This window comes from Flavobacterium artemisiae, assembly GCF_042678225.1.
In the GTDB taxonomy this organism is placed as follows: Bacteria; Bacteroidota; Bacteroidia; order Flavobacteriales; family Flavobacteriaceae; genus Flavobacterium; species Flavobacterium artemisiae.
Window position 1 is genome coordinate 106,339 of the sequence record NZ_JBHUDZ010000016.1, and the last position, 13,718, is coordinate 120,056.

The window sequence follows — 13,718 nt, forward strand, 5'->3', positions numbered from 1 at the left end:
GATGAAATACATGGCTGATTGATTAACAGCCCTTACTATATCCAAATTTATAAAGAATCAGAATTGAGCCACCACAATACCAGCTTATTTTATGAGTACACTCTTGTATTTAGTTATGTTTTTTAAAACTGTACCAGTACCCTTTACCACAGCTCTTAGGGGATCTTCGGCAATATAGACTGGCAGATCTGTCTTTTGAGAAATTCTTTTATCAAGACCGCGAAGCATCGCTCCTCCGCCGGCAAGATATAATCCTGTGTTATAAATATCGGCGGCCAATTCTGGAGGAGTTACCGAGAGAGTAACCATAATGGCATCTTCGATTCGAAGGACTGATTTGTCTATAGCCCTGGCAATCTCTCTAGATGTTACCTGTACTTCTTTAGGTTTACCTGTAAGCAGGTCTCTTCCCCTCACCATCATATCATCAGGAGTATCTTCAAGTACTTCAATTGCTGCCCCTATATTTATTTTTATCTGTTCTGCGGTAGTTTCACCGATATAGAGATTATGATGTGTTCGCATGTAATATAATATGTCCCCAGTAAAGACATCTCCTGCAATTTTTATAGATTTATCGCATATGATTCCACCAAGGGCAATTACAGCAATCTCGGTTGTCCCCCCGCCGATATCGACAACTAAATTTCCCTTAGGCTGCATTACATCTAAACCCATGCCGATGGCGGCTGCCATTGGTTCATGAATTAGAAACACTTCTTTCCCGTTTACTCTCTCGCAAGACTCCTTTACAGCTCTCATTTCAACTTCTGTTATACCGCTTGGAATACATACTACCATTCTAAGTGCCGGAGTAAAGAGGCTTTTCTTTATTTCAGGAATGTTTTTGATAAACCAGCTGATCATTTTTTCTGAAGCATCAAAATCAGCAATAACACCATCTTTAAGGGGACGTATTGTCTTGATATTTTCATGTGTTTTACCCTGCATCAAGCCAGCTTCTTTACCAACAGCAATAATTTTTCCGTTTCTGATATCCCTCGCTACAATCGAAGGGCTGTCCACAGCTATTTTTCCATCATAAATTATCAGCGTATTTGCTGTTCCCAAATCCATAGCGATTTCCACTATCATAAAATCAAATAATCCCATACCATATCGTTTTTTATAAGAACGACATTGTTATTGTTTTATTCTTTGAAAACTGGCAAAATATTAAAACGGTACAGGATATAAGCCTAATTGTAATTAATTGTAATTCAAAATGGAATATTCGAAACTTAATGAAATGTATTCAAGAAACCGACCACGTTGCATTACATAATTTAAGCAATTCAATTGCAATATTCAATAAAGCATTGGATCATATCGAAAGTAATATTATTGAGGGCCAATAAATTATAATAAATCAGAAAGATCATAATTCAATTGATTTAAGCATCGCAAAAAAAACTTTAAATTATCTCCAAAGAACAGCGAATTGCTTGTGTATAAATGCTGGTAGTAAGCCATAAAAATGTTTTAAATAAATTTACAGAATAGCCTAAACGCAGGTCTAACTCCTTAGAAAACAACTTACAGCAAAAGAAACAAACAATAATAATTAACTAATTATCAAATAATATTCTTTTAAAATAAACCATACTTCTCCGGCATCTCCTGTCTTGTTGGTTTTGAATGACTGTTATTCCAATTATTTATTTCCTCTAAAGATACTTTTATCAAAACTTTCTACCGAATCTGCCCAAGAATAAGGAATGTTTAAGCCATCTGAAGACATTATAGACATGCCACCTACCATTGCACAAATGGTATCTCTGTCACCTAAAATAGATACCGCTTTCCAAAGTCCTTCTTCAAAGTTTTGTAAATTATATGAAGTACACCAAAGTGCAAAAGGCACAGTATCCTGCGCAGTCATATTTATACCGTTACCTAAAATACTTTTTACAGTTTCTATATTATAATTGTAAGGTACACTTTTAGATTTTGATATTTTTGCCTTTGTATCACTGTCTGGTAATTCGTTTAAAATTTTATCTATAAAATCAGCTGGTGTTAACATCTTCTTGTCAAATTTCATCTGAGCTGTCAATGCAGTACCAATTGCAACGGCAACAGCACCTGTAATTGCTTCAATATTTGAATGCGTAATTTCAGCTGATTTTATGGCTAATTCTTTCACTTTTTGAAAATTGTCAAAATGGAAAGCACCAATTGGACAAACTCTCATTGCTGCTCCATTCCCCATTGAACCCTGCCCTTCAAATGCTCTTTTTGATACTTCATGCCAATTCTCACCGTTTTGAACTTCTCTTAATAGCCGTCTTAAAGTTGCACCATAACCTCTATTTGCATCTAAATCGTGATTTATGCAAAACTGTTTTATTAAGTTTTCCTGATCTATATCGCCATTCCTTTCTAATTCCTCAAAAACTGCAATAGACATCACTGTATCATCAGTAAATTCCCATTTAGTTTCAGGAATCTGTCTTAAATGAATACATTCTGAAATCTGGTCTAAGTCACCAAAAAAACTATCACCAAACGCATCTCCTATTGACACACCTAATAGTGATTTCTTAGCATTTTCAATTCTGTATGTATTATCAATATGATCCATTAATTGTCTTGTTGTTATACTATCAGGCAGCGTTTCCTCGCTTAGTGACAGTTTATTTAAGGAAGTATAAATTTCGGTTAATAAATCTTAAACAGGAAGTATTCTTTCCTTTGGTATTAACAGCTTATCCAAATCACCATTAATGATATGCACGTTCTGCTCCAGGACAAAGTCTGTAACATCCATTATACATTCTATTTTATCATTTATAAGTTTCTCAAAAGCATCGTTATCTAAATGAAACACCGCGGTTTTGCTCTGCGTCTCACTACCCGCAGCATCACGGTCTGGACGCCATTCAAGCTTTACTTTTTGATTCAGGATTTCTTTCTGGTATTCCCCTGCAGCGACTTCCGTAGCAGTATTTAAAATCTCCACAAAAGCTTCTTTCTCAATCCAGATGGCAAGCATTCTCTGCCCCTCTTTTTCTGCTGTCCAACTGCCACCATACATCATCGAAAGAAAGCTGAGTTTAAGCGGATTTACTACTGAACTTTCATTAGCAGGATAGTTAAATTTCTGGTTTTTAACTGCCTCGTCTGCCGTCTCTCTTTCGTGTGACTGATACAATAAAACATACTGCTCAATTACTTCGACAAGTTCAAAAGTCTGTCTGCTGTGTTCGAGTCTTCTATTATCCAGTAAATTCCCAATCAATTTCTGCTCGCCGTCCGGTAAAGCTTTCAAACGGTCGGAATATTTTTCAAGTGTTATGTTAAAACCATACCGCTCATCGGAACTTAACATCTGTCCTTTTCTTCTGAATTCAGCATCCCACTCTCTTAATCTTTTTGCAGCAAATTCAGCTATTGTTTCATTAGCTGTTTCTTTTATTTGTTCCAAAAAATCTTTAGCCTCCGGTGTGCCGATGTCAGCAAGCGCCCAAGTGCATTTTCTTTGAAGAGGATAGTTATCGTTCCAATTCATATATTCAAATTCTGTCAATGCCACCCTAAAAAGGGATTCTGCTGTCACTGGATTAGAAGCATCCTGAAAACTTCTGGCCATATCCTCATGTCTTGTATGCCAGTCAGACTCAAAAATCTCACATAACAGCAGTAAAATCTCTTCATCTCTGCAATAAGTTCCAGCAAAGCCGTATACCTTACCGAAAACTCCATCGCTGTCCTTCTCATTTAAAATTCTCTTTATTTCTCTTAGATCAGTTTCTCTTTGAAGCATTATCGTTGTATAATGATATTTATTTAAAATTTATTTATTTCTATCAGTTTTCATGCAGTCATATTTGATTGATCATACTTTTAAGATCTTTATTTCTTTCAGCTGCTTTTCTGATTTTTTACAGCTAATATATAATATTTTCCAGCATCTTACCGAATCATTTGAAATTCAACATTACTCAATATATTAATTCAAATAAACCCCTCCCCTCGAACCTGCCTTTCAATCGCCAGTCAAAATCATATTAAAAAAAACTAACAACAATAAAAACAATCTAAAAAATTAGGAGAAAAAACGCTAACTAACTTTTTTAATAATCTATCCATTTAATATATGCCCTACCCTACTTAACGTTGACACCACAGGCTAAAATAAATTTTAAAGACAGTCCAAAAAAGAAAGAAAGAAAGAAAGAAAGAAAGACTCCAAATATCCATCAAATCAGGTATTGCCATGCATAGATCACAATGGTAACTTTGCTATTAATTTTATCATAAATATCTGCATCCAGCATCATTAACCAGAATGAAAAAGTTTAAAATTAGAAGAACAGAACAGGACCAATGGATGGTCTCGCATCATGAACACCCCAAATTCACCTGCCTGTTTGAACCGAATCGATTCAATTACGAAAGGACTATAAACGGTCTGTCCGATCCATCGGGCAGTTTCAGTGAAATCGAGCTGCTCCATAAAATGGAAAAATGGCTCACACAGCACCACAAGGAAAAAATAATAGGATAATAGTTCAATCGGGATCATACGGGCCAGAGTGCCGTTATTTACAGGCTTCTGCTGAAGAACAGCTGCAGAAATTACTGCGGATGCTGTTGCTGCAGGGCTTTTTTTATATGCTGTTTATTTTTCTGCTGGCGATCACAAATTGATTTTTATCTTTTGGTTCTGTGCTCCAGTCTATTGTCATTATCTCTCTGAGCAATTCTCTGAGCTCTTGGAAAGAGCCAGGCTTCACAGCATAATGGTCAGCCCCCAATCTGCGGGACAGCTCGATATGAAGGCTGCTGCTGCTGGTGGAAAACATAATTATTTTTATGCCACTAAAATACCTTTCCCTTTTGATTTCCTTCAGGCATTCAAAACCATTTTTACAAGGCATATTGATGTCCATGAAGATGATATCGGGATTGCCGCTTTGAGTTTTACGAAGATTATTTAAAAGTTCCTGTCCGTCTTTGGAGACTTCCACGGCAATTTCAGGATGGAGTTCCTTTAGAGCTTCCAGAAATAAAATTTTGTCATCTTCATCATCCTCTGCCAGATAAATAATTTTACGTGAATTATGCTGCTGTAACATCGCTTAAAAATTATGCAGTTAGATAAAAAATTTAAAAATCCGCAAAAAATTATACCGGGGGGTAATATAAGCTTTTGTGCTGTATACATGGAATACCGCTCCTGACGTATCCAGCACTATAAATGTAAGAAAATTTTCTTAATAAAAAACCATAAAGACAGCCTGAAAATTTCGAGACGAAAGAAAACGGCACCATTTATTGCAAGGCTGCATTATTTTTATATCGAATGATATTTCTTGAAAGGAATTAAACTGCACTGGTAAAAAATACCCTCTGCGCAAATTTTTAATAAAGCAGAAATTCTTAAAAAAGCTGTTTTAATGAGATAAGTTATTTTTGCAGAATAGTTTAACTCTATTTTTCTATTAATACCTAAGTTTTTAATATTCAATTATTTAATTTAGCAGTCGATAAATCATAAAGAATCGTAATTTCTATTTAAAATGATACAACCAACAACTAACATCAAGCCTTTTCTTACGGTAAACCATGGAATAAAAGCAGTTGAGTTTTATACGAATGCTTTTGGAGCTGTAGAATCAAAAAGATTTTCACTTGCAGACAACAAAATTTCTTCAGTATTGACAATTGAGGGCGCTGTATTTTATCTCAGTGATGAAGAAAATTGTGATGGAACTTCTAGCCATGAATTCGGTGCACCCATTAGAATAATTTTAGAAACAAAAAATGCTGACAAAATCTTTAAAAATGCATTAAAATTTGGTGCTGCAGAAATTTGTCCCATGACAACTGAAGAAGATTGGAGAATCGGTAAATTAAAAGATCCGTTTGGTCATATTTGGGAGATCGGATATCCATTTTAAAAAAATATTTAAAGTACAATTTCCCTAATTTTCAATTACTATTTATCCTATTATTTGGAGTATTTACTCTAATTTAATGGATATTACTAAACGTTAACTTTCCTAAAATGAAGATTCTAATATTTGGCGCTTCGGCAAGCGGTGTTACCACTACCGGCAAGGAAATAGCGAAAAGATTAAACGTTGACTATTTTGACAGCGACGATTATTTTTGGAAGCTGACCGAAATTCCTTTTATCGAAAGAAATGATCCCCAGCAAAGGAATTCAAAAATTAAAGCAGATCTTGATAATTCAAAAAGCTGGATATTAGGCGGCTCTATTTTTCAATGGGGTGAAGATGTTTTTCCTTCCTTTGACTTGGTAATTTTTTTATGGATACCCGCAGATATTAGAATAGAAAGGCTGAAAAAAAAGAGAATTTGAGCGATTTGGAGATATAATCTATAACAATCCTGAACGAATAAAACAATTTGAAGACTTCATCAAATGGTCTGCCGATTATGATCAAAATACAGGTATTGCAAATAGAACCCTTCAGTCTCATGAAAACTGGTTATCGTCGTTAAACTTTCCCATTTTAAGAATACCAGGCGATCTTACGCTTGAGCAGCGTGCAGACATTATCCTTGAAAAAATAAAAGCCTTGAATTTAACCTGAAAAAAAAGATCTAAATTAATAGGTAATCAATGCAAAAGGAAAAATATGAAAAATCAACAAAACTAAAATAAATTCAACAAAACTGCCAGTCCTAAAAGCGTTTTAGGACTATCAATCCCATCTTCGTCTTCGAGCATATAATTAACTTTATTTCGAATGGCTGTAAGAGCTACAAAAGTTCGATTATAGACTCCTTTTTCGTCCAAATTCAATTTTTTGGATGTTTCTTGAATTGAATATTGTTTCCTCCATCTGTATTCAAATACCTGTCGGGTCAGCTCGGGTAAATCAATTAGTACCTCATCAATAAGAGCATATATTTCCTGCTCCTGTATATCCTCTAAAATATGAGTATAAGACAATGAATTTTCGAGGGCATTCAACTGTTCTTCTCCTGCAACTGTTTTCTCTTTTTGCTTTTTGTTCGCTCTTAGATAATCTAATATCCTAAAAGTATAAAAATGAAGCATGAAATTTTTAGCAGATCCCTCATTATTTGTTTTAATCTTTTGTGGGTTGAGCCATAAAGTCGACCAGAAATCCTGAGCAATATCGTTAGTAATGTCTGCATTACCAATACGGTTAAGAGCCCATTTATACAATAATGACGAATACCTTTTGTAAAACTCGTTAAAAGATTTTTCATCCTTTTCTGCAATCAATTCCAAGAGTTGTCTGTCTGATAGTTTCATAATATGGTAAAAAATCGCTGTAAAGGTCACGACATTATAACTCAAATGTAAGAATCAAAATCAACAAAAAACATCCGTTGTTTGTCAAAAAAATGTTCTTAACCTTTTCTTCTCATACAAATTACCTAAAAACTGAACAATTACAAAATAACAGATACTTATGTAAGGCCTTTGCCTTTGCGCAATTAACACTTGCGTAACGCATCCTTAATGAATTAGTAATAAAATTCCGAAAGAAAAAGGGGCTTTCAAATACGATTATCTTATAGAGGCAAAATTAGCAGTGCTTAAAAAATTTCAATATGGATAAAAGTAATAGGAAGTTCTTCAATGACAAACAAAATACAATAAACTGGCTGGCCCAATTATTCGAGCGCTATGTAAATGGACAGGCAACTGAAAAAGAAAAAGAAATAATAGAAAATTGGAATGCCGATTCAGAAGCCACAACATATAATGCCACCGAAACGGAAGTTAAAGAAGGCTGTAACGTTATTTGGCAACGATTGACCGCCGAGTTTGGTTTTGAACAGGAAACACCAAAACCAATTGCAAAACAAAAAGTAATCCGTTTAAGCTCGTTTATCAAATATGCAGTTGCGGCAGCGGTAATTCTGTTTGCAGGTATCGGAACTTACTTTTATACTTCCAAAGAAACTACTGAGAATATAAGTTCACAACAGTATGCTGACAACAAAATCTATTTTGAATCCAAAAAAGGCGAGCATCTGGAAATAACATTAATTGATGGTTCTACCATACGTCTAAACAGCAATACTAAGGTAGCTATAATAAAAACAGAATTTAATACCAAAATACGCGAATTCTGGCTGGAAGAAGGAGAAGCTTTTTTTGAAATTGCTAAAAACCCTGAAAAACCATTCATCATTCATAGTACAGGTTTACAAACGACCGTATTAGGAACTTCATTCAACATCAAAGCCTATAAAGAATTAGACGAAACGTCGGTATCGGTACGAGATGGAAAAGTGCAGGTGAAACATCAGGGCAATTTGTTAGGCGTATTTACTAAAAATAAACAAATAACGGTTAACAAGACAACGGGAAGTACTGTAAAAAGTCAAGTCAGCTGGGAAGATGCGGCATCTTGGATGGAAAACCGATTAGTTATGAATGGAGCAAATGCTAAAGAACTCAAATTACGACTAAAACAGTATTTCAATGTAACGGTTGAAATTAAAAACAATAAACTCGACGGAAAATTACTCAGCTGCTCTTTCCCCAGCGATGTTAGTCTGAAAGAAGTTATGCAAGGCATTAGCGTATTGTATAACATTAAGTATGACCTCAGCCAATCAGGCAAATTAATTATCTATTAAAATTTCGAAAACAAAAAACATAAAACTAGCAAAAATCAACAAAAACCAATGTACAAACGTCACCTAATAGTGGTCATACTACTACTACAATTTTTTACAATCAGCACTTTACAGTCACAAACCCTAAATAAAGAGTTTCCTGCTGAAACATTAGACAAGCGACTTACAAAAATGACACAAGAAAGCAAAATAAATATCCTTTTTGATTTGAATGTGGTAAAAGAAGTAAATATCCCTGCGTACAAAGCAAAAAATCAAACCTGGGAACAAATTTTACAAGCCACTTTATCATCAACAAACTTCACTTTAAAAAAAAGCGGGAGTTCTTATATTATTATCAAAAAGGCTGTCCCTGTAAAAAAGCTCCAGCCGGGAAGCATTAAAGGAACTGTTACAGACGTTCAAGGCGTACTGCTTCCCGGCGCAACCCTGCAAATAACAGGACCAGTAAACCTAACAACTATATCTGGTAATGATGGTACTTATTCATTTTCATTACAACCTGGTACATACACCCTGGAAGCAAGGTATATTTCGTTTCAAACACAACGAATCACCAATCTGGTCGTAACCGAAAATAACACAACGCCTTTGAATATTGTTTTAAAAGACAACTCTGATCAATCTTTAAGTGAAGTAGTTGTAACCAGTACTTACAAAAAGACAGCCGCCTCTACAGATGGATTGTTTAAGCAGCAGCAAAAAGCGGCTCAAATGAGTGATGGTATTTCTGCCGAGCAAATAGCAAAAACACCTGATAATGATGTGGCAGCTTCACTAAAACGTATTACAGGAGTAACGACAATAGCCGACAAATTTGTAGTGGTACGCTCTCTGGGGGAAAGATGGAATACGGCGGTGATGGACGGAATAATATTGCCGAGTACGGATTTCAATAACAATTTCTCTTTTGATATAATTCCAACAGCAATGGTAGAAAGCGTGGTGGTAAGCAAAACGGCTACACCTGATATGAATGCGAGTTTTGCCGGCGGTTATATAGAAATTAAAACAAAAGATATTCCGAATAAAGATTTTTTCTCTTTCAATTGGGGATCATCTTATAATAGTATTGCTACTTTTCAGCCATTCCTTACTCGACAAAATGGCAAAAACGATTATTTCGGATATGATGATGGCACAAGAAATTTTCCGCAAGGACTGCAACCGTCCGATTTTAATACCGAGAATTTCTTTGAGCAGTCCAAACGTTTTACTAATGATAATTTTACTACATACAAAACTACAGGTGATCCTGGATCGAGTTTTCAATTGGCTTTTGGTAAAAAATTTGAGTTAAAAAATAATAATAAATGGGGTTTTGCCGGAGCATTAAGTTCTAGATACGAACAAACCATTTTAGATATAGACCATACTGCGCGTTCGAACTGGATGTATAATGCCATTCGAACAGACGATACTATGCCAACACGTTTTTTTAATTACAAAAACCAAGGAGCTAGTTATACAACAAGTTCGACAGTAGCAGGAATGCTGAATTTTGGACTGCAGTTGGGAAAAAACAGGTTTTCTTTCCGTAATTCCTATACCCATACAGCCGATATCAGCCTTACACAGATCACGGGTTGGAATGAACAGAGCGACTTCGCTTCGGATGATTCGTACTATTATTTCTATAACGGAGTATTGCCTGAAGGGACGAGTCTAGAATCGATCGCTTTACCGAGAACCACCCAATACAACTACCCTATCTATCAGCAATTGTTACAGAATAAATTGGAAGGAAATCATAAACTGGGAAATACGACAGATTTAAATTGGTTTGCAGCACGTACAGCGGTTGAATATGATATGAAAGACTTCACATCTAATATTAAATATTACGGACTGTCTGGGAACGAAATGTATGCATTTTACAGGATCTATAATCCAAGTACACCAATTGTCAGACAAAATATTGATAACGATTCAGAGGATTATAATTTCGGAGCAAATATTACTTTCCAACTCAATAAAGAGTATTTTAAAAACACGATTAAAGCTGGATATTTTGGTGCTGTGAGAGACAATACGAACCAACAAACTGCTGCGAGCTTGATAGTAGATGAAAACCGTCCCAACATTCCTGCCAGCGAAAGAAATATTTTACAGTTTTATTCATTAGCCGAACTGCTCGACGGCACCCATTATGAGCCAGGACAAGTAGGCTGGTCTGTAAAGAGTTTTTATGGCGGAAAATACCATGGTAAAGTTAGCCAGCACGCCCCTTTCCTAATGTTTGATCAGCGTATGGGCACCCAATGGAGGCTGGTATGGGGAGCAAGAGCCGAATATTATAAATACGAACTGCTGCAAACTCAAAGGGAGAATCCTGTAGAAGATGGCTTTGATGAGAAGCAGTTAGACGACAAATTGTGGGAGTTTTTGCCTTCGGCAAATTTTACTTATAGTCCCACTTCTAACATGAATATGAGATTGGCATATAGCCGTTCCGTGATTAGACCATCGTTTCAGGAACGCACCGCTATCCCCTTTTATGACCCTATTGCTTCGGCAAGAATAATTAATGCGAGCGGTGTGCTATCTACTATCGTGAATAATTACGATTTTAAGTGGGAATGGTTTCCGGGACTTGGCGAAATACTCTCTTTTGGAGTTTACCATAAGAAATTTATAAACCCTATCGAACGTCTTGGTTATCGATCTCCTGAAGGAAGTCTAGAGTTATATGTGGTGAATTCCAAACAGGCCGTTTTAACTGGTTTTGAAGCAGAAATACGAAAAAGTTTTGGTTTTATGGGACAAAACCCTTTTTTGGATCGGTTTTTTGTGAGTGCCAACTTTACTTTTAACGATACCAAAGTTACTGGATACATTGACCGATTTGGGAATTACGGACAAGAAGATGCCCCAACTTATAAAGCCAACAGACCTTTGTACGGGCAGACACCTTGGGCATACAATGTGGGATTTGCTTATGACGGAGAACGCTTTGGAGTCAATATTGTTCAGAATGCCAAAGGTGACCAATATATTACGGTGGGTCATAATTATATGGATGAAGAAATTCAGCGTCCATACAGCACTACAGATGCACAATTGAGTTATCGTTTCCTTAAAGATAAAAACTTTCAGGTAAAATTTAATGTGAAAAACCTGTTTAATACACCAATCGAAACTTATAACAATTATTTGAGCTATATGACCGTCAATCCAAAATGGGAAGATACTGAGGGAAATAATCTGGCGCCGAGAGATCGATATATATTATCAGCTGGAACATCAAAAAAATACGATAAAAATACAGACGAACTAATGTTCAAGGCATACAGAGGAGCAACTTTGAGTTTAAATATGACTTATAGTTTCTAGAAAATCGAATTTGACCTTATTACACTTGAAGCAAGCTTCAGATGAAATACAAACACAGCATTTATTTTGTTTATAAGCCAGTAAGAAAAGAGAAAAACAATGAAGTTCATAATTAGTATAATGCGCCATTGTATAGGTTTGTCCGCACCCAGATGGGCTGTAATCTAAAAGTTTATTGGTGAGTGCACCATCGGTAGTCCCAAGATTACAGTAGAAAAAACGGAACCTTTCCAGAATCGCTCACGCTGGTAAGGGAAGTAGGAAGAGACGCTTTGCAGAGTCTTGCCTCTGGCAATGCAAAGTGAAAAAGCACAGCCAAGTAACGAGGATACAGAGGCGGGTATCCTTTAAACAGTACAACGATCCGGATTAAAAACAAATCAACCGGATTAATAATTCTAAACAATTAATATTATGAAAAATTTATTTTTTGTGGCTCTTGTAGCACTATCGCTTACAGCCTGTAGTGACAATGAAGCAGGATCAGCTGCGGATTCGTTTGGTATGAAAAGAGCTTCTGCTGAATATTCAGCTGCGTGCTCTAAACCTGTGCAATCAGTTTCTGGAAACATCACTGCTTCTACAACTTGGACTGCAGACAAAATCTGGGAAATTAATGGTATAGTAAATGTACCAGACGGTGTAACTCTTACTATTGAGGCAGGAACTTTCATCAAAGGAAGTGCACCTAACGGTACTGCAGCTACTGGAGTATTGGTAGTGCAAAAAGGTGGTAAATTAAATGCAAACGGAACTGCTACTGCTCCTATAGTATTTACAAGCTATAATCTTTTGGATTGTGATGATGAAACTACAGCTAGTCCTGGAGATTTCGGAGGGGTTATCCTTTTAGGAAAAGCTCAGGTAAATACAGAAACAGATTCTAATGTAATCGAAGGGCTTACAGATCAATCTAATCCTTCTCAATATTACTATGGTTCTACTACTTCTGCTAATAATGCTGATAACTCAGGGTCATTAACTTATGTGCGTATCGAGTTTGCAGGAAGAGTATTGCCTACAGATCCTATTACTGGAAATGGTAACGAAATCAACGGATTAACAATGGGAGGAGTTGGATCTGGTACTACAATAGACCACGTTCAAGTATCTTTCGGTAAAGATGATTCATTCGAATGGTTCGGTGGTACAGTAAATGCAACCAATTTAGTGTCTTATGCAGCAGATGATGACAATTTTGATTTTGACAATGGTTATACTGGTACTATAACCTGCGCATTGGCATTAGCAAATTACAACTCTACTCACAGTTTGAGCGGTACTAGCCCTGATTCTAACGGAATTGAGTTAGATAACAATGCAGCTGGATCAGCAGCTACACCTTTTACACATCCAGTAATTAATAATTTGACTATTGTAGGTGCAAAAAATGGTGCAAATGGTGCTTCGTATGAAAATGCTATCCACGTAAGAAGAAGTGGAAAATTGACGCTTAATGATGCAGTAGTTACAGGTTATCCAGTAGGTATCTTGAACGAAACAGTGGGTGGTGCTCCTGTGAATTCAGCTGATCTTAACTTCACTAATGTGAGTGCACACGGATTTACGTATGCTACAGCTTCAAAAATAGGAAGCACTACAGCAGCGCTTGCTATTTCTGGTGTAACAGCAACTTCTACATCTAACCCTGCAACTGCTTGGGGGATGACACAGCCATTCTTTAATGAAGGATCATGGACTGTTTCTCCAAGAAACTGTGGAGATTTCCAAGGAACTTGGACAAATTATTCATTTTAATTTACCGATTTAAATTAACCTGAAAACGG

The 13,718-nt window shown here is 36.1% G+C and carries 10 protein-coding genes; 5 read left to right on the forward strand and 5 right to left on the reverse strand.

The window, feature by feature from the left end; all coding sequences use genetic code 11:
• Positions 1-84 precede the first annotated feature (84 nt).
• The 4 genes from ACFSC2_RS17045 to ACFSC2_RS17060 all read right to left on the reverse strand — a co-directional run bounded on the left by ACFSC2_RS17045 (position 85) and on the right by ACFSC2_RS17060 (position 5,081).
• Entirely contained in the window at positions 85-1,113 is a 1,029-nt protein-coding gene (locus ACFSC2_RS17045) for a rod shape-determining protein (RefSeq protein WP_379815538.1), read from the reverse strand.
• Positions 1,114-1,654: 541 nt separating this feature from the next.
• Positions 1,655-2,584, reverse strand: coding sequence for an ADP-ribosylglycohydrolase family protein (locus ACFSC2_RS17050; protein WP_379815539.1), 930 nt, complete (start codon positions 2,582-2,584; stop codon positions 1,655-1,657).
• 87 nt (positions 2,585-2,671) lie between these two features.
• Complete coding sequence (locus tag ACFSC2_RS17055) at positions 2,672-3,766, reverse strand: DUF4291 family protein (protein WP_379815540.1); 1,095 nt, start codon at positions 3,764-3,766, stop codon at positions 2,672-2,674.
• A gap of 847 nt (positions 3,767-4,613) precedes the next feature.
• Positions 4,614-5,081: a response regulator gene (locus ACFSC2_RS17060; protein WP_379815541.1), complete on the reverse strand. Its 468-nt coding sequence runs from the start codon at positions 5,079-5,081 to the stop codon at positions 4,614-4,616.
• Positions 5,082-5,525: 444 nt separating this feature from the next.
• On the opposite strand from ACFSC2_RS17060, the gene ACFSC2_RS17065 reads away from it, so the two are divergent.
• On the forward strand, positions 5,526-5,906 hold the full coding sequence (locus ACFSC2_RS17065) for a VOC family protein (RefSeq protein ID WP_379815543.1): 381 nt from the start codon (positions 5,526-5,528) through the stop codon (positions 5,904-5,906).
• A gap of 107 nt (positions 5,907-6,013) precedes the next feature.
• Positions 6,014-6,331, forward strand: a complete 318-nt coding sequence (locus ACFSC2_RS17070) for a P-loop NTPase family protein (protein ID WP_379815544.1) — start codon at positions 6,014-6,016, stop codon at positions 6,329-6,331.
• 297 nt (positions 6,332-6,628) lie between these two features.
• On the opposite strand, the gene ACFSC2_RS17075 is transcribed toward ACFSC2_RS17070, so the two are convergent.
• On the reverse strand, positions 6,629-7,258 hold the full coding sequence (locus ACFSC2_RS17075; protein ID WP_379815545.1) for an RNA polymerase sigma factor: 630 nt from the start codon (positions 7,256-7,258) through the stop codon (positions 6,629-6,631).
• Between the two features lie 302 nt (positions 7,259-7,560).
• On the opposite strand from ACFSC2_RS17075, the gene ACFSC2_RS17080 reads away from it, so the two are divergent.
• The 3 genes from ACFSC2_RS17080 to ACFSC2_RS17090 all read left to right on the forward strand — a co-directional run bounded on the left by ACFSC2_RS17080 (position 7,561) and on the right by ACFSC2_RS17090 (position 13,689).
• Complete coding sequence (locus ACFSC2_RS17080) at positions 7,561-8,598, forward strand: FecR family protein (RefSeq protein WP_379815546.1); 1,038 nt, start codon at positions 7,561-7,563, stop codon at positions 8,596-8,598.
• 48 nt (positions 8,599-8,646) lie between these two features.
• Entirely contained in the window at positions 8,647-11,931 is a 3,285-nt protein-coding gene (locus tag ACFSC2_RS17085) for a TonB-dependent receptor domain-containing protein (protein WP_379815547.1), read from the forward strand.
• Between the two features lie 414 nt (positions 11,932-12,345).
• Positions 12,346-13,689 carry a hypothetical protein gene (locus ACFSC2_RS17090; protein ID WP_379815548.1) on the forward strand — a complete coding sequence of 448 codons (1,344 nt, stop codon included), beginning with the start codon at positions 12,346-12,348 and terminating at the stop codon, positions 13,687-13,689.
• Positions 13,690-13,718 lie beyond the last annotated feature (29 nt).

Coding starts and splice junctions, on each gene's coding strand:
- ACFSC2_RS17045 (WP_379815538.1), bottom strand. CDS start 1,113: ATGGGATTATTTGATTTTATGATAGTGGAAATCGCTATGGATTTGGGA.
- ACFSC2_RS17055 (WP_379815540.1), bottom strand. CDS start 3,766: ATGCTTCAAAGAGAAACTGATCTAAGAGAAATAAAGAGAATTTTAAAT.
- ACFSC2_RS17075 (WP_379815545.1), bottom strand. CDS start 7,258: ATGAAACTATCAGACAGACAACTCTTGGAATTGATTGCAGAAAAGGAT.
- ACFSC2_RS17060 (WP_379815541.1), bottom strand. CDS start 5,081: ATGTTACAGCAGCATAATTCACGTAAAATTATTTATCTGGCAGAGGAT.
- ACFSC2_RS17080 (WP_379815546.1), top strand. CDS start 7,561: ATGGATAAAAGTAATAGGAAGTTCTTCAATGACAAACAAAATACAATA.
- ACFSC2_RS17050 (WP_379815539.1), bottom strand. CDS start 2,584: ATGGATCATATTGATAATACATACAGAATTGAAAATGCTAAGAAATCA.
- ACFSC2_RS17070 (WP_379815544.1), top strand. CDS start 6,014: ATGAAGATTCTAATATTTGGCGCTTCGGCAAGCGGTGTTACCACTACC.
- ACFSC2_RS17065 (WP_379815543.1), top strand. CDS start 5,526: ATGATACAACCAACAACTAACATCAAGCCTTTTCTTACGGTAAACCAT.
- ACFSC2_RS17090 (WP_379815548.1), top strand. CDS start 12,346: ATGAAAAATTTATTTTTTGTGGCTCTTGTAGCACTATCGCTTACAGCC.
- ACFSC2_RS17085 (WP_379815547.1), top strand. CDS start 8,647: ATGTACAAACGTCACCTAATAGTGGTCATACTACTACTACAATTTTTT.